This window comes from Mumia sp. ZJ1417, assembly GCF_014127285.1.
Lineage (GTDB): Bacteria > Actinomycetota > Actinomycetes > Propionibacteriales > Nocardioidaceae > Mumia.
On record NZ_CP059901.1, the window covers coordinates 556,386 to 582,170 of the forward strand.

A 25,785-nucleotide genomic window follows, 5' to 3' on the forward strand; every position below is an offset into this window, starting at 1 on the left:
CTATCGTCGCCCGCATGCGTATCTCGGTCATCGGCTGCTCATACCTGGGTGCCGTCACCTCGTCGTGCCTCTCCCGCATGGGACACGACGTCACGGGAGTCGACATCGACACCCGCATCGTCGACGAGCTCTCGGCCGGGCGCGCACCGTTCTTCGAGCCTGGCCTCCAGGGGCTGTTGAGCGAACAGGGTGACACCGGGCGGCTGCGCTACACCACGGACGCGGCAGCGGTCGCCGGCAGCGCCGTCCACTTCGTCTGCGTCGGGACGCCGCAGCGCGCCGGTGAGAACGCCGCCGACCTCAGCCAGGTCGAGAGCGCCATCGAGGCCCTGCTCCCGCACCTCGCCCCGGGTGATGTGGTGGTCGGCAAGTCGACGGTGCCGGTCGGTACGGCGGCGCGGCTGGCAGCACGGATCGCCGAGGTCCAGCCGGAGGCGACGTTGGTGTGGAACCCCGAGTTCCTGCGTGAGGGCTACGCGGTCCAGGACACGCTGCACCCCGACCGGATCGTGTACGGCGTGCCCGAGGGCCCGGCCGGCGAGCGCGCCAGGGCGATCCTCGACGAGGTGTACGCCGCACCGCTGGCCGAGGACGTGCCGCTGGTCGTCACCGACTACCCGACCGCCGAGCTGGTCAAGGTCGCCGCCAACTCCTTCCTCGCCACCAAGATCTCGTTCATCAACGCCATGGCCGAGCTGTGCGAGGTCGCCGGCGCCGACGTCACTGCGCTGGCCGACGCGATCGGTCACGACGACCGCATCGGACGCAAGTTCCTCAACGCCGGGATCGGCTTCGGCGGCGGTTGCCTGCCCAAGGACATCCGCGCCTTCATGGCACGCGCCGGCGAGCTGGGTGCCGACCAGGCGCTGACGTTCCTGCGCGAGGTCGACACCATCAACCTGCGACGCCGTGACCGCGTGGTCGAGATCGCGCGCCAGGTCCTCGACGGCACCGTCACCGGCCGCCGGATCGCGGTGCTGGGTGCGGCGTTCAAACCGAACAGCGACGACGTGCGCGACTCGCCCGCCCTGGACGTGGCCGAACGGCTGCACGTCCACGGTGCGGAGGTGCGCGTCACCGACCCGCATGCGGTCGAGAACGCCCGCCGGCTGCACCCCGACCTCACCTACGTCGCCACCGTCGACGAGGCCGTCGAGGGTGCCGACCTCGTGCTGCTGCTCACCGAGTGGCGCGAGTACGTCACACTCGATCCGGCGGACCTTGCGAAGCAGGTCCGCAACCCGGTCGTCGTCGACGGACGAAACGTGCTTGACCCTGAGACGTGGCGCGACGCCGGCTGGACCTACCGCGGACTCGGTCGCCCCTAACCTCAGGCGCGATGCCGCACGGCCTCGTCGTCGTGGGGGTGCGCCTCGGTCGGCGGGTCGGTGTGGCCGTAGCCGTAGCCGTAGCCGGACCAGCTTCCCTCCTGGGACCGCACCGGCGTCATGGTGAGCACCGTCCCGAGCAACCGCGCACCCACGCCCTGCAACCGGTCGACCGCGCGTCGCACCTGGTCCCGGGTCGTCTTCTTCGACCGCACCACGAGGATGGCGCCGTCGGCCTGCGAGGCCAGCAGAGCGGCGTCGGTGATCGGCAGCAGCGGAGGGGCGTCGATCAGGACCACGTCGTACGACTCCCGCAGCGTGCGCAAGGTCTCCGCCATCGCCTGACTCTGGAGAAGCTCGGCAGGGTTGGGCGGGATCGGCCCGCTCGTGAGGACATCGAGGAACTTGTTGCTCGTCGGCTGGAGCGCGTCGCCGAGGCTGCTCCGACCGATCATCACCGACGTGAGGCCGATGCTCGAGCGGAGCCCGAGGTAGTCGGTGAGCCGCGGTCGCCGGAGGTCACCCTCGACGAGGACGACGCGGTGCTGGGCGATCGCGAGGGTCAGCGCGAGGTTCGTCGCCGTCGTCGACTTGCCCTCGTCGGGGATCGAGCTCGTCACCACGATGACCTTGTTGGACGCGTCGACGTCGACGAACTGGAGGTTGGTCCGCAGGACGCGGAAGGCCTCCGTCCGCGGAGCGAGCAGACCGATCTGGGTGACGAGCGGGCTCTTCGACGCTGCGGAGTCGTACGGGATGGAGCCGAGGACGGGAGCGTCGGTCACCTCCCCGAGGTCGTCGCTCGTGCGCACCGACGTGTCGAGGTTCTCGCGGAGCAGCGCTGCCCCGACCCCGACGAGCAGGCCGAGGAGGAGCGCGAGCCCCACGGTCCGCTCGATGTTCGGCGTGCTGGGGGTCTCGGGAAGCGTGGCCTCGTCCACGACCGTCGCGGTGATCGGCGCGCGTCCGTTGCGTCCCGCACGCTCCAGCTCTCGTACATAGGTGCTGAATTCTGCCGCGGTCGCCTCTGCGATCCGCTGCGCCTGCTCAGGTTCCGGGTCAGTAGCGCTCACCTCGAGGATCACCGTCTCGGGGACTACCGAGGCGCTGATCTGCTCTGCGAGCTCGCTCGGCGTGGCGTCGAGGTCGAGGCGGTCGGCCACCCGCTCGGCGACAGCCTGCCCGGTGATCAACGTCGCGTACGAGGCAACGCGTTGCTGGGAGAACAGTCCACCTTGATAGGCGTCGGTGCTGTCGGCCTGCGGAGTCGAGACGAACAGTCTCGTCGTTGAGGTGTACTCCGGCGTCGCCCTGACTAGGAACACCCCGGCGATCGCGAGCGCGACGACGACGCACGCCGTGATGACCCGCCATCGCCTGCGCAGCACCTGCAGTAGCTCGTGGACCCCCAACATGCCCCCCTTGGCTCGTCAGTGCCTCCTCACACTAGGACAGGTCGCCAATGACGGCGAGCGATGCGTGCGACCTGCCGAGGTGGGCGGTGACGACTAGTCTCCCGTCACGTCGGCCGCACCGGGGTTGCCGAACGGATGAGGGGTGGGTCGAGATGTCGCAGGGCAGCACAGCCGTCCGAGGACGAGTCCTTCACGTCGCCCCCGGTGATGCGATCGCCCGGCTGCAGCCCCAGTTCGGGTTCCAGCAGGAACACGGGTACGACGTGCGTGTGGCTTGCGGGCGGTCATCCGACGTCAACTGGGCACGGCTCGCACCCTTCGAACCGATCGATATTCCGTTCCCTCGCCGGCCCTTGCCGCACCGCGTGGCCGCCACGCTCGTGGAGCTCGTACGCGCCGCGCGCGAGTGGAGGCCGACCTACCTCCACCTCCACTCGCCCGCTGTCGCGCTGACCGTACGGTGGGTGCCCCGTTCGTGCTGGCCGGTCGGGATGCAGATGGTCTATACCGTTCACGGGTACGGCCATGTCTGGCCGCCACGGGGCCGCGCCCGCGCCATCCAACAGGCAGAGCGGGTGCTGGCACGGCGCACGGACCTCATGCTCTTCCAGAGCACCGAGGACCTCGACGAGTCGCGTGGGCGCCGCTACAACAGCCGGCTGCGCTACCTCGGCAACGGCGTCGAGGACGCATGGTTCGACATGGTGCCCGCCCCCCGATCGACAGGGCCGCTCGAAATCGTCTACGTCGGCCGGATGGTTGAGGAGAAGGGCGTGCTCGACCTGGTGGAAGCGGTCCGAGGACTGGAGGGGGTTCGGCTGCACCTTGTCGGTGCTGCCGAACCTACTGACCCGCGCCCTGTCGACCCCGCGGCCATCGCCGCGACGGCCGCGCCGGGTACGGTCGTCGTCCATGGTCGTGTGGATCAGCCCACGCTGCGCCAGGTGGTCGCCGACGCCGACGTGCTGTGTCTCCCGAGCTACCGCGAAGGGGTTCCGCAGAGTGTCATCGAGGCCCTCGCGGCCGGGCGGCCGACTGTCGTCACGGACGTGCGGGGATGCCGTGAGCTGGTCGACGACGGCGTCAACGGCTACGTGGTGCGAGCGCGCGACCCGGCAGGCCTACGGCTTGCCCTGCAGCGGATGCGTGACCTGCCTGCTGCCGAGTACGCGCGGATGTCGACGGCAGCCCGAAGCTCCGTCGCACAAGGACGACGTCTCGAGAACGTCCACGCACGCCTGCTCGAGGCGTACCGCGAGCTCGAGCCATGAGCCGGGGGCCCGGCGTCATCCGAGCACGAGCTTGCGCCAGGTCGGCTCCCAGCTGGCGAAGCTGTAGTTCTCCTGGACGTGTGCGAGTGCGGCACGTCCCGCAGAAGCGCGGAGGTACTCCGGCGCCGTGAGGACCTCGGTGAGCGCGTCGTCCCACTCCGTGTCGGTTGCTGGAGCCCAGCCTCCGCAGCCTGTGACGACGTCCCGGTTGACACCCACCGGGCTCGCGACGACCGGTAGCGCGGTCGCGCCGTACTGCAACAGCTTGTAGGCGCACTTTCCGCGGGTGAAAGGGGTGTCGGGCAGCGGCATGATGCCGACGTCCGCGTCGGCGAGCAGCGAGAGCGCATCAGCGCTCCACGTGACCCTGTCGGCGACGGGAGCGAGGGCACCGAGCGGGCCCTCTCCCGCACTGATCACGGTGATTCTTCCGCCGACACGGTCGAGACACGCGCGGAGGGAGCGGGCGACTGCGACGAGGAAGGCTTCTGTCGCAGGAGAGCCGAGCCACACCACACGAGGCGTCTCGCGTCCCTCGTACGAGGACTTCGGCCGGTAGGAGCTCGGCTCGATACAGCTCGGGACGACCGTCACCGGCGTGCCAGCCGGGGCGGCGGCTCGCGCCTCTTCCGCGAGCGTCGCGTTCCCCGCGATGACCTGGTCGGCGCTCGCGAGACTGCGCTGCCAGACGCGACGGCGCGACCATGCCCTCCTGAGGGCAGAGTCGGGATAGTGGGCGAGCGAGTCGTCGAAGTCGTACACGCCCCGGCGTGCCGTGCTCAGCAGCCGCGACTCCAGCCCTCCGTTGCTGAACGGGGAGGCCGCCCTGCTCAGGAGGACGGTGGAGTTGTCGACCCGGCAGGCGTCGCGCCGCAAGCGGACCTCCGCGCGCACCGCTGCGGGGAGCCGGCGACCCAGCGTGCGCGGTGCCGCGTCCCTGGTGCCGGCGTACTCCCACGAGACCGCCGGGATCTGCAGGTGATCGACCCAGTCGTGGAGTCGGACTCGGGCGCTCGCGGCGCCCCGGCCGTACGCTGCCACGGTGATCAACCCTGGCGACTCGATGCTCACGGGAACCATGATGGGGGAGTTCAGCGCATCTGCCACCCGGAGGCGAGACCGGCGACGAGCAGGCAATGATCGATGAGCCGTCCCGGCAGCGAGCTCCTGAGGGCGTCTGCCCGACTGACCCTTCCCACCGTGCTTGCGGTGGGCCTGGGGGCGGTGACGGCGATCGTCACAGCACGGTCACTCGGCCCGACCGGGCGCGGGCAGCTCGTCCTCGCGCTGACCGTCGTGACGATCAGCTCGGTCGTCCTGACCCTCGGGCTGGACACGGCGGCACGATTCGCGCTGGTACGTGCTGAGACCGGCGTGACCGCAGGGGCGTACCTGGGTGCCTCGCTCATCCTCGTGGTGGTCGAGACCGTCGTGGTGGCCGCCGTCCTGGTCGCCACAGGGAAGTGGGGTGACGTCCAGTTCTCGCGCGACCTCGTCTTGCTCTCCTCGGCGTTCGCCGCGGTGTTCCACAGCGCGGCGATGCTCCGAGGACTTCTGAGTGCGTACGGTCACCTTCTCGTGACAGCGTGCGCATCTGCCGGCGGCGTGGTGCTGACGTTTGTGCTCGTGTGCGGTTTTGCCCTCCGTGACAGCGGAGCAGTGGATGTCTATCTGATCGCGTTCGGACTGGGTGCGTTGCTCGAGCTCGTGGTCCTCGGCGCGTACGGTGCGGCGCGCGGGCTCCTGCGGGCACCCGCCTTCGCGCTGTCCTCGTGGCGGACTCTGGTGCGCCTCGGGATTCCTGCCCTCGGCATCGTGGGTGCCCGGACGGTGGTGTTCCGTCTGGACAGGTATGTGGTCGGGGTCGTGATGGGTGCCGGAGCAGCAGGTGTCTACTCCATCGCTTCGACCGTGAGCGAGGCGCTCCGTTTCGCGCCCCGGATCTTGAGCGAGGTCGTCCTGCACCGGGTCGCGACGCGCCGAGGATCGACGGTGGCCGTCGAGCACGCGCGCTTGGTGCTCGTGGTCGTCACCGCCCCCATCCTGATCGTGATCGCCGTGTTCGCGCCGCAGATCATCACGCTCCTGGTCGGGCCGGAGTTCCTCGACGCGGTGCTGCCTTTGCGGATCCTTCTGATCGGGGAGCTGGCGGTCGTCTCCTTCTGGGTCGACCTCAACCACCTGGCAGGGATGGGGCGCTTCGGTCGCGCGAGCGTGATGTGCCTCGCGGTGGCGGCAGCAGTCGTCGCCCTCGACCTCTGGCTCATTCCCACCCTCGGGCTGGCAGGGGCAGCGATCGCGAGCGTGGCTGGCTACCTCGGGTTTGCCGTGGCCGCCCGCGCGGGCAAACGCTCAGCATCTCGCGAGGATGAGCCAGACGATCGGCGCGTCAGCGGGGGACCCGCCTGACCGTGTAGGCGATCTCGTAGCAGGGGAGGATCCAGCAGACGTGCTCCTCGTACAGCTCCTGGGTCCACGTCGACAGGTTGACCCATGCGGAGAGCACCTTCTTCACGGCATGGCGTGCGTAGAACGGCGGCGATGACTTGAAGACGTACCGGGTGGAGGTCAGCACCAGCGGGAGCGGAGCCTCGTAGTGGGGGACCCCGCGGCGCAGCGCGGTGCGCTCGACCCAGTATCCGAACGTGTAGAGGCCGAAGAATTGCCGGTGCGTCGGGTCTGAGTAGAACGCAGGGTTGGAGAAGTGAGGCACTACCGTCACGCACGTGCCGCCGTCGACGAGCACGCGCGAGATCTCGCTGAGGACCTCGCGCGCATCGTCGACATGCTCCAGAAAATGCTCGCTGTAGACCGACTCGACGCTCGCGTCCGGGATCGTGCGGAGCACCTCCAGCGCGTCCCCGACGACATCGACTGCCGGGAGCGGTCGCGTGTCGATCCCCACCGCGCGGGGGTCACGCTTGGCTGCGCCGCAACCGAGCTCGAGACGGAGGGGACGGGTGGCGAGACTCGGCATGCGCAGCACTGTATGAGGGCCCTCGCCCTGCTGCACGGTGACGAACCTGACCGCTGATGCACCTGGGCACTCCGCGAGAAGCGCTCGTGCGGCAGAGGCCACCCGGATTTAGCATGCGACGGTGACCATCGCGGGCAGGGCAGCGGCGGCGGCCCCTGACATGGAGGTGCGCGAGCTCGGGGACGGCGCTTCGCGCCGCCCACTCCGCGCAAACGTGCTGCCGGTGGCAGGCGCCCTCGCTTTCGCCTACGTGCTGGCGCGACCGGTGACGGCGGGCAACGTCCTCTATCCGTTGCTGGCGGTGGGGGCGATCGCTTGTGGTGTGACGATCGTCGCGAAGCGGCGCCCGATGTCGCGTCGCCTGCTCGGCGCTCTCCTCATCGTCCTCGTCCTCGGCGCGATCGGCTCGCTGATAGGGGTCGCGAACCCAGGCTTCATCAGCGGTTTCAGTGTCTGGGTGATCGCCCCCGTGCTCTTCGCCAGCTACACGTTCGTGGTGACCGAGCGAGGACTGAGGATGCTCCTCGTGACAGCCGCCGTTGCCACGTCCGTCACGTCTGCCCTGCTCATCCTGTACGTGCAGGGTGAGCGGGGCACGCTTCCGGACCTCATCCCCGATGCCCTCGTGACCGAGGGCGGGCTGATCTACGATCCGTACGCCAACGCACTCCGCTATCACGGTCTCTCGACCCTCGTGGGCGCGCTGCCGATGTGGATGGCGAGCCTCCTCGTCCCTCGACACGCGCTCCTGCCGCCTGTGTGGCTTCGTCTCGTCGCGACGCTCTTGTGCACGCTCGCCGCACTGCACAGTGGGCGGCGTGGCATCGTCGTGGCAGCCGCAGCTGCGGTCGTCATGGCCGGCGCAGCGGTGATGGTGTGGCGGCGACGTGAGGGGCGTGAGACGACCGGTGGGCGCGGCTCGTCAGTGCTGATCGCCGGCTCGGCGGTCCTCGCGGTGGTGGCTGTGGTGGGCAGTCGGTCGGCGCTCACGCAGAGCTCTTGGGATGCCGTCGTCGACTTTCTGTTTGGGGACGGCGCGGTCAGCGGCAACGGCGTGCGACGCGAGCAGGCCGCTCGGCTCCTGCAAGCCTGGGGGGAGAGCCCGTGGTGGGGCCAGGGCTTCGGAGCCCGGCTTCCGGACTACCTGCGTAGCGTGGAGAGGCCCTGGAACTTCGAGCTCCAGTACCACATGCTCATCTTCCAGGTGGGCCTGCTCGGTCTCGTGCTGCTGTTGGCGGCGGCCGGCCTCGTGGTCGGGGCGGTCGTCCAAGGCCTGCGGCGGCGCCCCGATCTCTTCCCGGTCGTCGTCGTGACGGGGAGTGCGATGGTGGGATTCCTGGTCGCCAATGCCACGAACCCCTACCTCCAGGCTCCAGGGCATTTGTGGGCGATTGCGCTCTTCCTTGCGTGTGTCAACGTCGCGTCAACGGCGCCCACGCGCCACGAACCGTGAGCCGACGAGGTGCCGGAGGGCGATTTGCCCGTTATCGTCCCTGGTGCAAGCCTCGGGGGGAAGGATTTCGGTGGGTGCCACACGCCAGTGGCTGCGCCAGCACCGTTCGTCAGTGCTCGTCGGCTACGACAGTCTCGCCTGGTTCGCCGCAACCTTGGGTGCGGCTGTTGCCAGGTTCGACGGTGACCTCTCGAAGGTGAACCTGCCGGGCGTCATCGGCCTTTCTGCTCTGCTCTGCGCCGCCTATCTTGCTTTCGGGAGCGTGTTCCGTCTCCACAGCGGCCGTGCGGTGACCGGCAGTCTTGAGGAGGTCGTCCTCGTCACAGGAGTGGGTGTGAGCGCCGGTCTCGTCGGCTTCTCGCTCAACGTCGTCATCGACCCGCAGTGGGTGCCCCGCGCAGTGCCGATCGGGGCAACCGTCCTTGCCGTCGCTCTTATCGCCTGGGGCCGGGTCGTATGGCGGCGCTGGAAGGAAAGGGATCTGCGGTTCGTGGGTCCGGAAGCGACGCACGTCCTCGTCGTGGGCGCGGGGGAGGGTGCCCGTCAGCTCGTCCGCGCGATCCACCGCGATCCCCATGCGCGATGGCGCCCTGTGGGACTCATCGATGACGACCCGCTCAATCGACACCTGAGAATCGAAGGCGTGCCCGTCGTCGGCGGGAGGAGCATGATCGCCGAGGCGGTTCAGGAACACGGGGTCGAGACGATCATCGTCGCCATCCCCTCGGCGAGGCGAGAGCTGGTCCGTGCGGTCGCCGACACGGCAGAGTCCCTCAATGTCGACGTCAAGGTGCTGCCGCAGGTGTCGGAGATCCTGGAGGCCAATGTCGGGATCGAGGACGTGCGCGACCTCGACATCTCAGATCTGCTCGGCAGAGCGCAGGTGCAGACGGACCTGAAGAGCATCTCCGACTGCCTGACAGGCCGCCGAGTCCTCGTTACCGGGGCGGGCGGATCGATCGGGAGCGAGCTTTGTCGCCAGCTCCGTCGGCTTGGGCCTCAGACCCTGGTGATGCTCGACCATGACGAGTCCGCACTCCATACGACGCAGATGGATGTCTACGGCCGCGCCACCATGGCGACCGACGACGTGGTGCTGGCCGACATCCGCGACGCTGAAGCGCTCCGCTCGGTCTTCGAGACGCACCGACCGGAGGTGGTCTTCCATGCTGCGGCGCTCAAACACCTCCCTGTCCTCGAGCGGTTCCCTGGCGAGGCGGTGAAGACCAATGTTTGGGGGACGCAGAATGTGCTGGAGGCGGCGCGGGCGGCGCACGTCGACCGGTTCATCAACATCTCGACGGACAAGGCGGCCAACCCGATCAGCGTCCTGGGCTACTCCAAACGGGTCGCCGAGGGACTCACAGCCGCGTGCGACCACAACTCCGCGGGCACCTACGTCAGCGTGCGTTTCGGCAACGTGCTCGGTAGCCGCGGATCAGTCGCCACGGCCTTCATGCGCCAAATCGCCGAAGGCCGGCCGTTGACGGTCACCCACCCGGATGCGACGCGCTACTTCATGACGATCGCGGAGGCGGTCGGCCTCGTGATCCAGGCGGCGGCGATCGGACGCGGAGCTGAGGTTCTCGTTCTCGATATGGGGGAGCCGGTGAACATCCACTCGTTTGCGCGCAGGCTCATCGCGCTGTCGCACGCGACGGTCGGTGTCGAGTTCATCGGCCTGAGACCTGGCGAGAAGGTGCACGAGGAGCTGCTCGGCGACGGAGAGGTCGATGTGCGGCCGGAGCACCCAGCCGTTTCGCACGTTCCCGTCCCGCCGTTGCCCTTCACGGCCGTGGCCGGACTCGATCCCGGTGCATCGCCGCCGGCGGTGATCCGCGGCATGCAGCGCCTCACGCAGCGTCTCCCGGTCGAGCTCGCCGAGGAGGCGGGGTGACACGCCGTGCCATGACGACACCAGCCGTCGTCCCCTTCACACGTCCCGACATCACCGACGCGGAGATCGACGCCGTGGTCCGTGCGCTGCGCGGAGGGTGGGTGACGACCGGGCCTGCCGCCGCCGAGCTCGAGGACACCTTCGCGGGCTTCGTCGGCGGCGGGGTCGAAGCCGTGGCCGTGAGCTCAGCGACGGCGGGGCTGCACCTGGCGTTGGAGGCGTGTGGCGTCGGTGTCGGCGACGAGGTTCTCGTGCCGACCTGGACGTTCACGGCGACTGCGGAGGTGGTGCGTTATCTCGGGGCGACTCCCGTCCTCGTCGATGTCGACCCCGTGACTCTCAACATCGCGCCGTCTGCCGTCGCCGCTGCGCTGGGTCCGAGGACACGCGCTGTCATTGTCGTCCACTTCGGGGGCCTTGCGGCTGACACCGCGGGTATCGCAGCCGTCACGCGGCCACGGGGAGTTCGCATCGTCGAGGACGCCGCTCACGCGCTGCCGAGCACTCGTGCCGGCGAGATCGTCGGCACGGCGGCGCACTCCGACGCAGCGATCTTCAGCTTCTATGCCACGAAGACCGTGACGACGGGCGAGGGCGGAATGCTCACCACACGCGATCCCACCATCGCTGCACGCGCTCGGGTGATGCGCCTCCACGGGATCGACCGGGACGCGTTCGACCGCTATCGCCGGGCGTCCGCCTGGGAGTACGACGTCGTCGCGCCGGGCTTCAAGAACAACCTCCCGGACCCTGCGGCGGCGATGGGATGCGTCCAGCTCGCCCGTGCGCACGCGATGAGGGATCGCCGGGAGGAGATCGCAGCGACGTACCTCGAGGCATGGCGCGACCTGCCGATCGAGCTGCCGGCTCGACCAGCGGGGGCCGACCTCCATGCCTGGCACCTCTTCACTCTTCGGCTGCGCCCCGATTCGGAGACTGACCGTGACGCTCTCATCCAAGCCCTCGCGCAACGCGGGATCGGGTCCAGCGTCCATTTCATCCCCCTGCACCAGCTCACGTACTGGCGCACCTCGCTGAGGCCTGAGCCGGATGCCTTTCCCGTCGCCGACACGGTCTTCCCGCGGATCGTCAGCGTCCCGATCTTCAGCGCCATGACGTACGACGAGGTCGACCGAGTCGCGGACGCCGTACGCGAGGTCGTCAGGTGAGGCGCCTCGCTGAAGCCTTCGTGGCTTTGATCGCGCTGGTTCTCCTGGCGCCGGTGCTCGTCGCGATAGGGATCGTGGTCCGGCTCGACACGCCCGGCCCGGCCCTCTTCCGCCAGCTGAGGGTCGGTCACGGGGGACGCGAGTTCGAGATCTGGAAGTTCCGCACGATGACGCAGCCTGAGTCTTCCGACGAAGACCACGGGCAAGAGGTCACCGTTGCCGGGGACGTCAGGGTCACACGCGTGGGGCGCTTGCTGCGAAGAAGGAAGCTCGACGAACTTCCTCAGCTGGTGAACGTGGTCCGGGGTGAGATGGCGCTCGTGGGGCCTCGGCCCGAAGTCCCGCGATATGTCGCGCTGTGGCCGGCCCGCTTGCGCGAGGTGATCTTGTCGATCCCGCCCGGCCTCACCGACCCCACGTCGATCGCGCTTCGGGACGAGGAGGGGCTGCTCGGACGCCAGCCCGAGCCGGAGCGGTACTACCGCGAGGTGCTCCTGCCGAGGAAGGCCGCGATGTACGCCGCGTACGTGAGGACGCGATGCCTGCGAGGTGACGCCAAGATCCTCGCCCGTACCGTCAAGGCGGCGCTGTGGGTTTGAGGGTGGCCGCGCGATGAGTGTGCCGTGTGCCGTGCGCCACGCCCGATCCTCCGACATCGAACGGGTGGTCGCCCTCCACGAAGCGTCCTTCCCTGGATTCTTCCTCAGCCTGCTCGGGCCGACGTTCCTGCGCGAGCTCTATCGCGGGCTGTTGGCGCTCGACGAGGGAATCCTCCTGGTCGCCGAGATGCCGGATGGCCGGGTCATCGGATTCTTGGGCGGCACCGACGACCGGCCGGCCTTCTACCGCCGCCTGCTCCGCCGGCGCGGGTGGCGCTTCGCGCTCGCCGCGGTCCCCGCGGTGGTCCGGCACCCGTCGATGGCGAGGCGGGTCGTGCGTGGCCGCGAACGCGCCGAGCGCGGCAACGACCCCGGCGACGCGGGCGTGAACCAGGCTCCCGGATCCCTCATGTCCCTGGGCGTCGCGCCACAGGCGCAGGGAACAGGAGCGGGGCGTGAGCTGGTGCGGGCGTTCGACCGGGTGGTGCAGAGTCGAGGGTCCGCGGGATACACCCTGACGACCGACGCCGAGGACAACGATCGCGTGAACGCGTTCTATGTCGGGCTGGGTCTCGTCCCCGCCTCGGAGCACGTCACTCCCGAAGGTCGCAGACTCATCGAGTACGTCAGGGTCTGGGCAAGCGCAGATCCGCGAGCGTGAGGTCAGAGCGCCGTTCCCGGGTGGTTCAGCCGGTTACGGGTGTCGAGCACGTACGCATCTGCGCGGGCGATCGCGTCGTAGTCGACACCGTCGTGGTCCGTCAGGATGACGATCGCGTGTGCCGCCTCGACCTCCGCCAGGGATGCGGTGACCACTGAGACTCCAGCCGGCGCCTTCGACTCGTCGACGTAAGGGTCGACGACGCGGACGTCGGCGCCCGACGCGACGAGCAGCTCGCAGACTCGCACGGCCGGTGATCCCCGCGTGTCGCTCGAGCGGGGCTTGTAGGCGAGTCCGACGGCGAGGACCCGACTCCCTCGCAACGACCGGCTGCGCTCGTTGAGCCCCGCCGAGAGCCTTCGTACGACGTACTCCGGCATGTGGTCGTTGACGTCGTTCGCCAGCTCGACGAAGCGGAAGCTCTGTCCGAGCGTGCGGCGGACCTGCCAGGAGAGGTAGGACGGGTCGACCGGCAGGCAGTCCCCACCGACCCCCGGTCCAGGGGTGAACGGCATGAAGCCGAAGGGCTTGGTCGATGCTGCCGAGATCGCCTCCCAGACGTCGATGTCCAGATCGTGAGCGAACATCGCGAGCTCGTTCACCAAGGCGACGTTGACGTGGCGGAACGTGTTCTCCAGCAGCTTGGTGAGCTCGGCGACCGCAGTGGAGCTCACAGGGACGGTCCGGTCGACCAGCCGTGCATAGATCCCCTCGACTGCAGCGGCGGACTTCGCCGTGACCCCTGAGACCACCTTCGGGGTCGTGGTGAAGGCGAAGCGGGTGTTGCCCGGATCGATCCGCTCGGGCGAGTAGCCGAGATTGAAGTCGACCCCGGGTTCCATGCCGCTGAGGTCACCGAGGAGCGGGGCCAAGAGCTGCTCGGTCGTGCCGGGGTAGGTCGTCGACTCGAGCACCACGGTGTTGCCGGGCCGGAGCCGCGGGCCGAGCAGGCGTGCGGCGTCCTCCACGAACGTGAGATCGGGGACGGCCTCGCGCAAGGGGGTCGGCACCGTGACCAGCGCACAGTCGAAGCCATCGACATGAGCGACGTCGGTGGTCGGGAGATATCGGCCGGTCGCCAGCGTCGTGCGCAGGACCGAGTCCGTGACGTCCTCCACGAACGAGATGCCCGACCTCAGTGAGGCGACGCGGGCTTCATCGGTGTCGAATCCGACCACGTCGAATTCTGCCTCGACGGCTCGCACGGCGACCGGAAGGCCGACGTAGCCTTGTCCGACAACGACCATGCGCTCACCCTTGCGGTGCTCGACCCCCGAGGTCGGCATGACGGGCCCCCCACCTTGTCGTCCTGCAGTCGCGACCACGCTAACTGCCAGCGGACGTGCCCGCACGAGTCGCGGTTCGGACATTTGGTGCATAGGCTCGACCGGCCAACGACGTGAGTGTCATAGGGGGAACATGCGGCTTCTGGTGACTGGTGGCGGAGGATTTATCGGCTCCAACCTGGTGCGCACAGCGCTGCGTCACCCCGGTTTGACACAGGTCCGTGTCCTCGACGACTTCTCGACCGGCTACGAGGAGAACCTCCACGGCGTGCCGGTCGAACTCCACCGCGGGTCTGTGTGCGACCCCGATGCGCTGGCGAGGTCGCTGAAGGGCATCGACGGTGTCGTCCACCTTGCCGCCATCCCGAGCGTGCCGCGGTCGCTGGTCGACCCCCGCCGGTCGTACGAGGTGAACGTGTCTGGGACGGTCGAGGTGCTGGAGGCGTGCCGCACAGCCGACGTGGGCCATGTGGTCGTGGCGTCATCGAGCTCGGTGTACGGCGCGAACCCTGCGGAGTACAAGAACGAACGTGGATGGGTCCGGCCGCTCAGCCCGTACGCTGCCGGCAAGCTGGCCGCCGAGCAGATGGCGCTCGCCTATCAGGAGTCGTTCGGGCTGGGGGTGTCGGCGTTCCGCTTCTTCAACGTGTACGGGCCGCGGCAACCTGCGGGGCACACGTACTCCGCAGTCGTCCCCGTGTTCGTGGACGCGCTTCTGCGGGGGACTCCGGTGCCCGTGCACGGCGACGGTGCGCAGACGCGCGACTTCACCTTCGTGGACTCGGTGTGTCGAGTCCTGGTGGAGTCGGCGGTGACTGCGAAGGCGTGCGCGGAGCCGGTCAACCTGGCCTTCGGGACGCGGACCAGCATCGCGGAGCTCGTGAGCCTTCTCGAGGAGGTCACAGGCCGCTCGGCACGAATCGACTGGCAGCCACCGCGGTCTGCCGATGTGCGCGCCTCGCGTGCCGACAGCGGCCTGCTGCATGAGCTGTACCCCGCTGCGGAGCCCGTCGCGCTGCGTGACGGACTCCGGAGCACGGCCGAATGGTTCGCCACGCGCCCGTCAACATCACACTCGCTCGATTCGTGGTCCGGCGTGACCGGCCCCTAGACTTGACCGGTTATGACTGATTCCGCGCCGACTGAAGCGCACCCTTCTTTTGCTGATCTTCTCGCCGACGAGCGACTGGTCCGCGCCCTTGCCGACGTCGGCTACGAGTCGCCGTCCCCCATCCAGGCCGAGGCGATCCCGCCACTGCTCGCAGGCCACGACATCATCGGAATGGCACAGACGGGCACGGGCAAGACCGCTGCGTTCGCGCTGCCGATCCTCTCGGGCATCGACGTGACGAACCCCACGACCCAGGCGCTCGTGCTGGCACCGACCCGTGAGCTCGCGCTCCAGGTCGCCGAGGCCTTCGCCTCGTACGCCAAGCACCTCCCCGGGCTCAATGTGGTCCCCGTCTACGGCGGTGCGGGCTACTCCGAGCAGCTCGCCGCGCTCCGCAAGGGCGCCCACGTCGTCGTGGGCACGCCGGGTCGCGTGATCGACCACCTCGAGCGCGGACGGCTCGACCTGACGACGATCTCGAACCTCGTCCTCGACGAGGCCGACGAGATGCTCAAGATGGGCTTCGCCGACGACGTCGAGCGGATCCTCCGCGACACGCCGACCACCAAGCAGGTGGCGCTGTTCTCGGCCACCATGCCGTCGACGATCCGCCGTCTCGCCAACCAGTACCTCACCGATCCGGTCGAGGTGAAGGTCCAGGCCAAGACGGTCACGGCCAAGAACGTGCGTCAGCGCTGGCTGCTGGTCCCGCACTTCCGCAAGCTCGACGCGCTCGCCCGCTTCCTCGAGGTCGAGCCGCACGAGGGCGTCATCGTCTTCGTCCGGACCAAGCAGGTCACCGAGGAGCTCGCCGAGCAGCTGCGAGCGTACGGTCACAGCGCGCAGGCGATCAACGGCGACCTGGTCCAGGCGCAGCGCGAGCGGGCCGTCAACGCCCTCAAGAGCGGCTCTCTCGACATCCTCGTGGCCACCGACGTCGCCGCGCGCGGCCTCGATGTGGACCGCGTGAGCCACGTCGTCAACTACGACATCCCGCACGACCCGGAGGCGTACGTCCACCGGATCGGCCGTACGGGACGCGCCGGGCGCAGCGGCGACGCCATCCTCTTCGTCACGCCCCGTGAGCGCCGTCTCCTCGGCGTCATCGAGCGCACCACCGGCCAGCCGGTGACCCCGATGGACATCCCGACCGCCGAGCAGGTCAACGCCCGCCGGGTCGAGCAGTTCGAGGAGGCGATCACCGACGCGCTCGCGACCAAGGACGTGCACATGTTCCGCGGGCTCGTGAGCAAGTACGCCGAGGCCACGGGGGTCGATCCGATCGACGTCGCCGCAGCGCTCGCCGTCCGCGCTCACGAGGGCCGGTCCTTCCTCCTCGACGCCAAGGACGACATCGTCCTCAGCGAGCGTGACCGAGCTCGCGACCACGGTGATCGTGGAGACCGTCCCGAGCGCCCGCAGCGGCCGACGCCGGACGGCATGGCCGTCTACAGGCTCGCGGTCGGCAAGCGCCAGCGCGTCACCCCGAAGTCGATCATGGGTGCGCTCGCGAACGAGGGCGGCCTCGGCCGGTCCGACTTCGGCAACATCTCGATCCGCTTCGACCACTCGCTCGTCGAACTCCCCGACCCGCTGCCCAGCGGTACGGAGAGCGCGCTGAGCCGCACCCGCATCGGGGGCGACCTCATCAACCTCGAGCGCGACCGCGGCGCGCGCCGCAGCGGCAGCTCCTCCGCGCCTCGCCGTTCGGGTGGCGGCCGTAGCTGGGACAATGCGGGCAAGGGCCCCGTACGCTCTGCGAGGACGCCGCGTCGACGAAAGGGATAGTGGGCATGTACGAACTTGGCTCCGTCGTTCAGCACTACGACTGGGGCTCGGCGACTGCCCTCCCCGAGATGCTGGGGGTCGACCCTGACGGGACTCCGTGGGCCGAGCTGTGGATGGGGACGCACCCGCTCGGTCCCTCGACCGTCCGCCTTGCTGACGGGACCACGGCGCCGCTGAGCGACGTCGCAGGAGGCTCGCTCGCCTACCTCCTCAAGATTCTCGCGATCGCCAAGCCCCTCTCGCTCCAGGTGCACCCGGAGGTCACCATGGCCGAGCGGGGTTTCGTCCGTGAGAACGAGCGCCGGGTCGCGCTCGACTCACCCACCCGTGTCTTCAAGGATCCGCACCACAAGCCCGAGATGGTCTACGCGCTGACCCGGTTCGAGGGCCTGATCGCCTTCCGGCCGACGGCGGAGGTGTGGCACGTCCTCGACGGGCTCGAGTCGCCGCTCGCGCGTCGACTCGACGACGAGCTTCGTGCCGATCCTGGATTCCCTGGCCTCGTCCGGATGGTCGGTCGGCTGCTGTCGCCGTGGATGGGGCCGACCCGTGACGAGCTGCGCGCGTTCGTGGCGGAGTGCCAGGAGAAGTATGCGGCGGGCCTCGACCGTCGGCGTGCGTACGAGACGGTCTCCGAGCTGGCCGAGCACCACAGCGATGATCCTGGCGTGGTCGTCGCGTCGCTTCTCAACCGGATCCGTCTCGAGCCCGGGCAGGCCGCGTTCGTCGAGGTCGGGGTGCTGCACGCCTACCTGAGCGGCACGTGCGTCGAGGTCATGGCCGGTTCGGACAACGTCCTGCGGGCCGGTCTCACGACCAAGCACGTGGAGCCGCAGGCGCTGGTCGACTGCGTTCGGATGGGGATGGCCGAGGCGCACGTCGTGACCCCCAAGGAGGAGGCGGGGGTGCGCATCTTCGCCCCGGAGGTCGACGAGTTCGCCCTCGCTGTGGCGACGGTCGACGGGGTCGACGGAACGCAACTGCCGGGCACCGGGCCGCGGATCGTGCTCTGCGTCGACGGTGAGGTCTCGGTCCAGGCCGATGCCGGTCGCGTGGCCCTCACCGCGGGGCGCTCGGCGTTCACCGGCCGCGGGACCGGACCGGTCTGCGTCCGCGGGGCAGGCACTGTCGTGCAGGCCTTCACGCCCAGCAGCTGAGCCCGCAGTGACCGGATGCGGTCATCTGCGTTGACAGTGATGGGCGTCACTCCTAGCGTCGGCTCGGACTCTGACTCGTTTCAATACGCAACCTGCCGCGATACGGAGGCTCCGACCTGGAGAAGGCCGTGCCGCTCGCCGACGGAGCGTCCAACCGGGCCCGCTTCCTGGTGACCAACCGGACGTCAGGCTGCACCGTACGAGCAACCTCGCGGCGAACCCGGACGGAGCGCCGTTCCCGGCTCTTCTCGCCGACGCGAGCCAGGACCGCTATCCGGCACACCTGGCGACCGAGACGACAAAGCGACGTTCACCGTCTCGTACGGGCGGGCGGCCGGGCAGGGACCGACGGCCGAGCAGCCCTGGCATCTCGGCGTCGACCTCGGGCTCCCGGTCGCCCTCGGCTCGGTCACCGTGGGTGGACGGTCTTTGTACGGCGCTCGCGACTACACCCTCGAGGTGTCCGACGACGGCACCACTTGGCGTACGGTCGCCACCGTCGTCGACGCGGACAAGGAAGGCGCGACGACCTCCGTCGGCACGGTGGAGGCGCGCTATGTCCGGGCCCGCATCACGAAGGCGTGGGACAACGGGACGCCGTCGAACGTGCAGATGAGCGAGCTGGAGGTGCACGCGCCCTGACCGGCAGACACGACGATGCCCGGCCAGGAGATCCTGGCCGGGCATCGTCGTTGCGCGGTGTGACGGCGGCGGGCGTCAGCCGTTGATCATGCCCGCGCCGACGGTGATGCCGGTGGCCTCGTCGATGAGGATGAACGAGCCCGTCGTGCGGTTCTTCTCGTACGGGTCGATGAAGATCGGCGCCGTCGTCCGCAGCTTGACGCGACCGATCTCGTTGAGGCCGAGCTCGCCGGTCTCCTGGTCGCGGTGCAGCGTGTTGATGTCGAGGCGGTACTGGATGTCCTTGACCAGGGCACGGGCACTGCGGGTGGTGTGCTTGATCGCGAGCTTCTGGCGCGGACGCAGCGGCGCGTTGGTCATCCAGCAGATCATCGCGTCGATGTCCTGCGTCGGTGTCGGCGCGTTCTGCGGACGGCAGATCATGTCTCCACGCGAGACGTCGAGGTCGTCAGCGAGCCGGACCGTCACCGACATCGGGGGGAACGCCTCGGCGACCGACTGGTCGAAGAGGTCGATCGCCTCGATCGTCGTCGTGAACCCGCTGGGGAGGACCTGGACCTGGTCGCCGGGCTTGAGGACACCACCGGCGACCTGGCCCGCATAGCCGCGGTAGTCGTGGAACTCCTCGGACTTGGGGCGCACCACGTACTGGACGGGGAAGCGCGTGTCGACGAGGTCGCGGTCGGACGACACGTGGACGTTCTCGAGGTGGTGCAGCAGCGACGTGCCCTGGTACCACGGCATGTTGGTGCTGCGCTCGACGACGTTGTCGCCCTGGAGCGCCGAGATCGGGATGATCGTCAGGTCCGGGATCGAGAGCTTCGCGGCGAACGTGTCGAACTCGTCGCGGATCTTCTCGTAGATGGACTGGTCGAAGTCGACCAGGTCCATCTTGTTGACCGCGAGGACCAGATGCGGGACCCGCAGCAGCGACAGGATCACCGCGTGGCGGCGGCTCTGCTCGGTCAGCCCCGTACGGGCGTCGACGAGGACGAGCCCGAGGTCGGCCGTGGAGGCGCCGGTGACCATGTTGCGCGTGTACTGCACGTGGCCCGGGGTGTCCGCGATGATGAACTTGCGCCGAGGCGTCGCGAAGTAGCGGTAGGCGACGTCGATCGTGATGCCCTGCTCGCGCTCCGAGCGCAGGCCGTCGGTGAGGAGGGCGAGGTCGGTGTAGTCGTACCCCTTGTCGGCGGAGGTCCGCTCGACGGCCTCGAGCTGGTCCTCGAAGATCGCCTTCGAGTCGAGCAGCAGGCGCCCGATGAGGGTGGACTTGCCGTCATCCACGGATCCGGCGGTCGCGAAGCGCAGGAGGTCCATGCGCGGGGCGGACGCCGTCGTGTCGGTGGTCTCGGTCGCGGGGGCGGCCATCAGAAGTAGCCCTCCTTCTTGCGGTCTTCCATGGCTGCCTCGCTGAACCTGTCGTCGCCGCGGGTCGCGCCGCGCTCGGTGACACGCGCGATCGCGATCTCGTCGATGATCTCGCCGGTGGTGGCGGCCGGGGAGTCGACGCAGCCCGTGAGCGTCATGTCGCCGACCGTACGGAAGCGTACGAGGCGCTCCTCGACCGTCTCGCCCGGCTTGAGCGTCAGGTGGTCGCCGGCCGACAGGAGCATGCCGTCGCGTGCGACGACCTCACGCTTGTGCGCGAAGTAGATCGACGGGATCTCGATCTTCTCGCGGTGGATGTAGTGCCAGACGTCGAGCTCGGTCCAGTTGGACAGCGGGAAGATCCGCATGTGCTCGCCCTCGGAGATGCGCCCGTTGTAGAGGCTCCAGAGCTCGGGGCGCTGGTTCTTCGGGTCCCACTGCCCGAACTCGTCGCGGTGGGAGTAGACGCGCTCCTTGGCGCGGGCCTTCTCCTCGTCGCGGCGTCCGCCACCGAAGGCGGCGGTGAAGCCGTTCTCCTCGATCGCGTGGAGGAGCGTGCCGATCTGGAGGCGGTTGCGGCTGGTCTTGCCGTCGTCCACGACGATGCCGTCGGCGATGGCCTGGTCGACCGACGCGACGATCATCCGCAGGCTCAGGCGCTCGACCCAGTTGTCGCGGGTGGCAAGCACCTCGGGGAAGTCGAAGCCGGTGTCGATCTGCATCACCGGGAACGGGATCCGTGCGGGATAGAAGGCCTTCTCGGCCAGCCGGAGCATGACGATGGAGTCTTTGCCGCCGGAGAACAGCAGGACAGGCTTCTCGAACTCCGCCGCCACTTCACGGAAGATGTGGATGGACTCGGCCTCCAGCTGATCCAGCTGGCTGAGCCGATAGTCGTGCATGGGCGTCACCAGGGGTTCTCCCGTCGTTCCTGGGTTTCGTGCGACAGCGAGCGAAAGGTCATGGTATCGAGCCCCCGGTGCGGGCGGGTTCGGCCATCGCATCGTGGATGCTGCTGCCTATCCGCTCCGTATGGACCATACCCACGGCGAGCAAGAGCTGGGCCGCGAGGTAGGTCACCATCACCCAGACGCCGCCGGGCTCCGGACGCGACATCCCGGCGATGTCGAGGGCGATCAGTGTGTCCGAGACGAGGAACAGCGCGCCCCCCACCCCGGCGACGACGTTGACGCCGAAGGCTGTCACGGCGGTCGCGGTGAGCAGCAGCGAGTAGACCAAGATGGGCAGCTGCAACCCGGCGTCCTCGTCGCCGAGCGGACCCCACAGCGTCGTGATCGTCGCCCCCCAGGCCGCCAGCCCGATCACGACGATCCACCAGCGCTTCTTCAGGCCGGCGAGCGCTCCGTGTCTGACGAACCACGTCACGAAGCAGACGTGCGCCAGCGCGAAGCCGGCCATGCCGACCAGGAACAGCCCGTCGATCTCGAGGGCGACGTCGCCGATCCACGAGAAGAACAGCGCGGCGACGAGGAGCCTCGGCCCGCCCACCGCGACGACCCACACCGCGAGAGCAGGGACAAGCAGCGCCTTCGTCAACGACGCCGAGAGGCCCGTGTCGGCGGCGACGAGGACGACGTGCACGACGGCCAGGGCCGCGAACACCACGATCGCGGGGTGGCGGGCGACGGTCCTGGGGGAGAGAGGGTGCATCGGTGCACTCACGAGGGGCCTTCCTGACGTAGGCGTTCGAGATCGCGCTTCTCGGCGAACAGGTCGACACCGTCGGGGACTCCGATCCGGTCACGGAGCAGCGCCCACGCGATCGGGCCGAGGATGACGAGCCCGGCGGCGATGATCCCGACAGCCACGGGCGGCACCCCGAGCAGGGTGAGGCCCGTGATGCTCAGGACGACCACGATGCCGCGGCGGACGATCCCTTGGGGCACGCGGTTCGCGATGCGGGCGCCGAGGTAGGTCCCCGGCATCCCGCCGACGACGAGCGGGATGAGGACCCCGAAGTCGACGCCGGTGACGATCACGTGGGTGATCGCGGCGGACAGGACCAGCGGCACCGCTTGCACGAGGTCGGTGCCGACGAGCCGCACGGCGGTGAGCGTCGGATAGAGGAGGAGCAGCGAGACCATGATCAGCGAGCCGGAGCCGACGGAGGTCACGCCGACGAGGAGCCCACCGACCGCGCCGACCGCGAACGTCGCCAGCGGCTTGATCGTCGGGTTGTCGTTCGAGACGGCCTTGCCCTGGCGGGCGGCACGGACGTTGAGGTACGAGCGGAGCGTGTAGGTCGCCGCGGTGAGCAGCAGCGCCACGCCGATCGCGGTCTTGACGAACGCGGTCTGGTCGTCGTGGGCGCCGATCGCGTCGATGATGAATGCGCCGGCCGCTGCGGTCGGGATCGAGCCGAGCATCAGCCAGCCGGCGAGCCGCCAGTTGGGGGAGCCTTCGCGGGCATGGACCGCGGCGCCGACCGACTTGTTGACCGAGGCGGCGACGAGGTCGTTGGCGACGGCGGCGGTCGGGTTGACCCCCAGGAAGATCAGCGCGGGTGTCATCAGCGCGCCGCCGCCCATGCCCGTCAGGCCGACGACGATCCCGACGCCGAAGCTGACCGCGAGGATCGACAGCGCGGAGAAGGTGAGGATCTCCGTCACACGCGCTCCCAGAGCCCCGCCGCGACGAGGGCGGCGACGATCTCGTCGAGCACGTCGGGGACCGTACGGCCGGTGGTGTCGACCGCGATCAGCGCGTCTTCGGGTGCCTCGTACGGGGACGAGATGCCGGTGAACTCGGGGATCTGTCCTGCACGCGCCTTGGCGTACAGGCCCTTGCGGTCGCGCCGCTCGCACTCCTCCAGCGGGGTCGCGACGTGGACCAGTGCGAACGAGCCGCCCGCCTCCTCGACCATCGCACGCACCAGTTTGCGGGTGCTGTCGAACGGCGCGATCGGCGAGCAGATCGCGAGACCGCGATGGCGGGCGATCTCGGCGGCGACCCATCCGATGCGGGCGATGTTGGTCTCGCGGTCCTCCTTGGAGAAGCCGAGACCCTTGCTCAGGTGGTGGCGGACGACGTCGCCGTCAAGGCTGGTGACGGTACGGCGGCCTTCCTCGAGCACCCGGTCGTACAGCGCCCGGGCGATCGTCGACTTGCCGGAGCCGGACAGGCCGGTGAAGAAGACGACGAGGCCACGCTGGTCGAGCGGGGGCTGGTCCGCCGCGACGAGGGCGGCGACGGCGTCGGACGGGACGCCCGTACGAGGCAGGTCGACGCGCTCGTCGGCGTACGCGGCGACGACGGCGTCGCTCAGGCTCCGGTCGTCCTCGGCGTCGTCACGCCGGGCGAGAGCGACGGCCACGACCGGGTGGTCGGGCAGTGCCGCCTTGGTGGCGCGGATCAGTGCGGGCACCGTGACCGTACGGCGGGGGTCCGGGCCGGAGCGGACCAGGAGGACGGCCCGCCGTCCCGTACGGTCCTCGGCGTCGACGATCGCGGCGACGTCGTCGGTGGTGAGGGGCTGGTCGACCATGACCGCGAGGGCGTGGGAGTGGGCTGCGCGAACCTCGGCGGGCGACAGGTGCAGGCGCCGGAACGCCCCGTACGTGGGGGTGTCGAGCGGGCGGACCGCACCGGACGCCGGGTCGTACTCAGCCAGCGGCAGGCCCTCGGGGTCGAGCAGCTCGACGGGATCGGTGACGTCGCCGGGCACGACGACGTCGAGCCGGCGGTCCTGCGGCCACGCGCCGAGCAGGACGAGCTCGAGGTCGGCGAGCTCCCGTGCGTCCGGGGTCCACTGGGCATCGCTCACGAAGGGGATTGTTCCACGCGAGATTGAGAACGATGTTCGTGAGCCGGATGCTGGCGGGGCGGATGCTCCCAGCTTGCGTTTGCTTGCTCTTGCAAGCACAATGGAGGCGTGGCCAGGATCAGCGTCGGAAAGACCGTGGGTGACCTCGGGGGATACCTCCGAGACCAGCGCAAGCATGCGCAGCTTTCGTTGCGGCAGCTCGCCGACCTCACGGGCGTCTCCAACCCTTACCTGAGCCAGATCGAACGTGGCCTGCGCAAGCCCTCGGCCGAGGTGCTCCAGCAGATCGCGCAGGCGCTACGGATCTCCGCCGAGTCCGTCTACGTCCAGGCCGGCCTGCTCGATCCTGACGACTCCCTCGGCGGGGGCGGGGTCGAGGCGGCCATTGCGGCCGACCCCCGGCTCGACGAGGCCCAGCGCCGCGCCCTGCTCGAGATCTACCGCTCGTTCGTCGGTGTGGTGGACTCCGTCCCCGACACTGCCGACGCCACCGACAACCCAGAACAGGACACCCGCTCATGAGCATCCAGGACAGCATCACCAAGACCGTCAAGGGCCTTCCCGCGCAGGCGACCGCGTTCGCCGGACAGGCGCAGGCAACCGCCACCGCACTCGTCTCGCAGCTCGCCGAGCTCGATCTCGACGAGCTCCAGAAGAAGGTCGAGTCCGACGCCAAGGCCCTCCCGGGGCAGGCCGGCGCGCTGTACGGCGACGTCGTCAAGCGCCTCAAGGACGTCGACGTCGAGGAGCTCTTCGACGGGCTCGAGGACAAGATCGAGGACAAGCTCGAGGACATCGCCGAGGACGTCAAGGAGCTCGTCGTCATGCTGGCTGCGGTCGCGCGCAAGGCTGCCGCAGACGTCGCCGCCGGATCGCCGCTGGCGAAGAAGCCCGCCCCGAAGGCGACGAAGAAGACCGCCACGACGTCGGCCGCCAAGGCCCAGTCCGCTCCGGCCGGCGACACGCCTGTCGCGAAGAAGGCTGCCGCCAAGAAGGCGCCGGTCAAGAAGACCGCGGCCAAGAAGGCTGCCCCCGCCAAGAAGGCGCCAGCGGTCAAGAAGGCTGCCCCCGCCAAGAAGACCGCCCCGGCAAAGAAGACCGCGCCCGCTGCCAAGAAGGCTCCCGCCAAGAAGGCGACGCCCTCCTCTGACGCGAGCTGACCCTCCGGCCGCCTTCGACGCGCTCTGGCGGGTCGAAGGCTGCCGTACGGCGCTGTGCTCAAGATAGGCTCGTAAGGTGTTCGATCTCTTCGCTGTCCAGAACCTCGTCGAGCTGCTCATCACCATCGCGATGATCGCCGTGAAGGCGTTCGCCGCCATCGACGCGGTCTCGCGCACCCCGCAGGCGTTCGTGGCGGCCGACAAGCAGACGAAGCCGTTCTGGCTGATTGTCCTCGGACTCTCGCTGGTCGCCAACCTGCTGATCTGGCAGCCGATCAGCCTGCTCAACCTCGCAGGCATCGTCGCCGCGCTGGTCTATCTCGCTGACGCACGTCCCGCTCTGCAGCAAGTCAGCGGACGGTGAGCGGAGCGCAGCCCGAGGCGCAACGCGTCGGACCCCTCGACCTTCTCGCCTTCACGTGCGAGCTGGCCGCGCTCGTCCTCCTCGCGCTCGCGGGCTGGGTGCTGGGTGACGGCTGGTGGCGCGGGCTCGTCCTGGCGGCCGCGCTGGTTGCCGTCGCGGTCTGGTTCTGGGGGCGCTGGCTCGCTCCGACCTCGCCGCGTCGCGTCGCGATGCCGCAACGACTGTGGGTCAAGGCCGCCTTCTACATCGCGGTCGGGACGCTCGGTGCGCTCGCCGGCTTCTCGCTGTGGGCGCTGGTCCTCGTCGCGGTGGCGGTGACGACTGCCGCGCTGCGCCGGGACTGAGCCGCCAG

The 25,785-nt window shown here is 69.2% G+C and carries 24 protein-coding genes and 1 pseudogene; 16 read left to right on the forward strand and 9 right to left on the reverse strand.

From position 1 onward, the window contains the following. Nucleotides 1-14: 14 nt before the first annotated feature. A complete protein-coding gene (locus tag H4N58_RS02640; protein ID WP_167249120.1) occupies nucleotides 15-1,328 on the forward strand; it encodes a UDP-glucose/GDP-mannose dehydrogenase family protein in 1,314 nt (437 codons plus the stop codon). A gap of 2 nt (nucleotides 1,329-1,330) precedes the next feature. On the opposite strand, the gene H4N58_RS02645 is transcribed toward H4N58_RS02640, so the two are convergent. Beyond that, on the reverse strand, nucleotides 1,331-2,743 hold the full coding sequence (locus H4N58_RS02645; RefSeq protein ID WP_243842867.1) for a polysaccharide biosynthesis tyrosine autokinase: 1,413 nt from the start codon (nucleotides 2,741-2,743) through the stop codon (nucleotides 1,331-1,333). 152 nt (nucleotides 2,744-2,895) lie between these two features. On the opposite strand from H4N58_RS02645, the gene H4N58_RS02650 reads away from it, so the two are divergent. Further along, a complete protein-coding gene (locus H4N58_RS02650) occupies nucleotides 2,896-4,014 on the forward strand; it encodes a glycosyltransferase (protein ID WP_167249118.1) in 1,119 nt (372 codons plus the stop codon). Nucleotides 4,015-4,029: 15 nt separating this feature from the next. On the opposite strand, the gene H4N58_RS02655 is transcribed toward H4N58_RS02650, so the two are convergent. After that, a complete protein-coding gene (locus tag H4N58_RS02655; protein WP_167001418.1) occupies nucleotides 4,030-5,085 on the reverse strand; it encodes a glycosyltransferase in 1,056 nt (351 codons plus the stop codon). A 72-nt stretch (nucleotides 5,086-5,157) separates the two neighbouring features. Between H4N58_RS02655 and H4N58_RS02660 the strand changes: the two genes are divergently transcribed. Next, nucleotides 5,158-6,423 (forward strand): oligosaccharide flippase family protein, encoded by a 1,266-nt coding sequence (locus H4N58_RS02660; RefSeq protein WP_167249116.1) that lies wholly within the window; start codon nucleotides 5,158-5,160, stop codon nucleotides 6,421-6,423. On the opposite strand, the gene H4N58_RS02665 is transcribed toward H4N58_RS02660, so the two are convergent. Further along, a complete protein-coding gene (locus H4N58_RS02665; RefSeq protein ID WP_167001420.1) occupies nucleotides 6,404-6,991 on the reverse strand; it encodes a class I SAM-dependent methyltransferase in 588 nt (195 codons plus the stop codon). The two genes, H4N58_RS02660 and H4N58_RS02665, sit on opposite strands and share 20 nt — an antisense overlap. A gap of 121 nt (nucleotides 6,992-7,112) precedes the next feature. Here H4N58_RS02665 and H4N58_RS02670 point away from each other — a divergent pair, with 121 nt between their 5' ends. The 5 genes from H4N58_RS02670 to H4N58_RS02690 all read left to right on the forward strand — a co-directional run bounded on the left by H4N58_RS02670 (nucleotide 7,113) and on the right by H4N58_RS02690 (nucleotide 12,770). Next, nucleotides 7,113-8,444, forward strand: a complete 1,332-nt coding sequence (locus H4N58_RS02670; protein ID WP_167249114.1) for a hypothetical protein — start codon at nucleotides 7,113-7,115, stop codon at nucleotides 8,442-8,444. 70 nt (nucleotides 8,445-8,514) lie between these two features. Then, nucleotides 8,515-10,341, forward strand: a complete 1,827-nt coding sequence (locus H4N58_RS02675) for a nucleoside-diphosphate sugar epimerase/dehydratase (RefSeq protein ID WP_167249112.1) — start codon at nucleotides 8,515-8,517, stop codon at nucleotides 10,339-10,341. Next, a complete protein-coding gene (locus H4N58_RS02680; RefSeq protein WP_243845029.1) occupies nucleotides 10,338-11,510 on the forward strand; it encodes a DegT/DnrJ/EryC1/StrS aminotransferase family protein in 1,173 nt (390 codons plus the stop codon). The genes H4N58_RS02675 and H4N58_RS02680 overlap by 4 nt, the downstream gene beginning before the upstream one ends. After that, nucleotides 11,507-12,109 (forward strand): sugar transferase, encoded by a 603-nt coding sequence (locus H4N58_RS02685; protein ID WP_167001422.1) that lies wholly within the window; start codon nucleotides 11,507-11,509, stop codon nucleotides 12,107-12,109. The genes H4N58_RS02680 and H4N58_RS02685 overlap by 4 nt, the downstream gene beginning before the upstream one ends. 13 nt (nucleotides 12,110-12,122) lie before the next feature. Further along, on the forward strand, nucleotides 12,123-12,770 hold the full coding sequence (locus H4N58_RS02690; protein WP_167001423.1) for a GNAT family N-acetyltransferase: 648 nt from the start codon (nucleotides 12,123-12,125) through the stop codon (nucleotides 12,768-12,770). Between the two features lie 2 nt (nucleotides 12,771-12,772). On the opposite strand, the gene H4N58_RS02695 is transcribed toward H4N58_RS02690, so the two are convergent. Next, complete coding sequence (locus H4N58_RS02695; protein ID WP_167249110.1) at nucleotides 12,773-14,056, reverse strand: nucleotide sugar dehydrogenase; 1,284 nt, start codon at nucleotides 14,054-14,056, stop codon at nucleotides 12,773-12,775. Nucleotides 14,057-14,189: 133 nt separating this feature from the next. Here H4N58_RS02695 and H4N58_RS02700 point away from each other — a divergent pair, with 133 nt between their 5' ends. The 4 genes and pseudogenes from H4N58_RS02700 to H4N58_RS02715 form a co-directional block, all read left to right on the forward strand. Further along, a complete protein-coding gene (locus H4N58_RS02700; protein ID WP_167249107.1) occupies nucleotides 14,190-15,167 on the forward strand; it encodes an NAD-dependent epimerase/dehydratase family protein in 978 nt (325 codons plus the stop codon). A gap of 12 nt (nucleotides 15,168-15,179) precedes the next feature. Next, a complete protein-coding gene (locus H4N58_RS02705; RefSeq protein ID WP_167001426.1) occupies nucleotides 15,180-16,955 on the forward strand; it encodes a DEAD/DEAH box helicase in 1,776 nt (591 codons plus the stop codon). Nucleotides 16,956-16,960: 5 nt separating this feature from the next. Beyond that, a complete protein-coding gene (gene manA, locus H4N58_RS02710) occupies nucleotides 16,961-18,112 on the forward strand; it encodes a mannose-6-phosphate isomerase, class I (protein ID WP_167249105.1) in 1,152 nt (383 codons plus the stop codon). A gap of 375 nt (nucleotides 18,113-18,487) precedes the next feature. After that, nucleotides 18,488-18,754, forward strand: a pseudogene (locus H4N58_RS02715) (discoidin domain-containing protein); the annotation flags it as partial. A 75-nt stretch (nucleotides 18,755-18,829) separates the two neighbouring features. On the opposite strand, the gene H4N58_RS02720 reads toward H4N58_RS02715, so the two are convergent. The 5 genes from H4N58_RS02720 to cysC are packed head-to-tail and all read right to left on the reverse strand — an operon-like array spanning nucleotide 18,830 to nucleotide 23,909. After that, nucleotides 18,830-20,125, reverse strand: a complete 1,296-nt coding sequence (locus H4N58_RS02720) for a sulfate adenylyltransferase subunit 1 (RefSeq protein WP_243845027.1) — start codon at nucleotides 20,123-20,125, stop codon at nucleotides 18,830-18,832. Beyond that, nucleotides 20,125-21,036: a sulfate adenylyltransferase subunit CysD gene (cysD, locus tag H4N58_RS02725; RefSeq protein ID WP_220471286.1), complete on the reverse strand. Its 912-nt coding sequence runs from the start codon at nucleotides 21,034-21,036 to the stop codon at nucleotides 20,125-20,127. The genes H4N58_RS02720 and cysD overlap by 1 nt, the downstream gene beginning before the upstream one ends. Nucleotides 21,037-21,085: 49 nt before the next feature. After that, nucleotides 21,086-21,808, reverse strand: coding sequence for a lysoplasmalogenase (locus H4N58_RS02730; RefSeq protein WP_167249104.1), 723 nt, complete (start codon nucleotides 21,806-21,808; stop codon nucleotides 21,086-21,088). Then, complete coding sequence (locus H4N58_RS02735) at nucleotides 21,805-22,755, reverse strand: sulfite exporter TauE/SafE family protein (RefSeq protein ID WP_167001429.1); 951 nt, start codon at nucleotides 22,753-22,755, stop codon at nucleotides 21,805-21,807. The genes H4N58_RS02730 and H4N58_RS02735 overlap by 4 nt, the downstream gene beginning before the upstream one ends. Beyond that, nucleotides 22,752-23,909 carry an adenylyl-sulfate kinase gene (gene cysC, locus H4N58_RS02740; protein WP_208322832.1) on the reverse strand — a complete coding sequence of 386 codons (1,158 nt, stop codon included), beginning with the start codon at nucleotides 23,907-23,909 and terminating at the stop codon, nucleotides 22,752-22,754. Before cysC ends, H4N58_RS02735 begins: the two co-directional genes overlap by 4 nt. A gap of 108 nt (nucleotides 23,910-24,017) precedes the next feature. Here cysC and H4N58_RS02745 point away from each other — a divergent pair, with 108 nt between their 5' ends. The 4 genes from H4N58_RS02745 (at nucleotide 24,018) to H4N58_RS02760 (ending at nucleotide 25,777) form a co-directional block, all read left to right on the forward strand. Next, nucleotides 24,018-24,431, forward strand: a complete 414-nt coding sequence (locus H4N58_RS02745; RefSeq protein ID WP_167001431.1) for a helix-turn-helix domain-containing protein — start codon at nucleotides 24,018-24,020, stop codon at nucleotides 24,429-24,431. Next, complete coding sequence (locus H4N58_RS20305; RefSeq protein ID WP_208322831.1) at nucleotides 24,428-25,069, forward strand: hypothetical protein; 642 nt, start codon at nucleotides 24,428-24,430, stop codon at nucleotides 25,067-25,069. The genes H4N58_RS02745 and H4N58_RS20305 overlap by 4 nt, the downstream gene beginning before the upstream one ends. Before the next feature lie 76 nt (nucleotides 25,070-25,145). Further along, complete coding sequence (locus H4N58_RS02755; RefSeq protein ID WP_208322254.1) at nucleotides 25,146-25,433, forward strand: DUF2516 family protein; 288 nt, start codon at nucleotides 25,146-25,148, stop codon at nucleotides 25,431-25,433. Beyond that, nucleotides 25,430-25,777, forward strand: coding sequence for a YrdB family protein (locus H4N58_RS02760; protein ID WP_167001432.1), 348 nt, complete (start codon nucleotides 25,430-25,432; stop codon nucleotides 25,775-25,777). Before H4N58_RS02755 ends, H4N58_RS02760 begins: the two co-directional genes overlap by 4 nt. The last annotated feature ends 8 nt before the right edge of the window (nucleotides 25,778-25,785 follow it).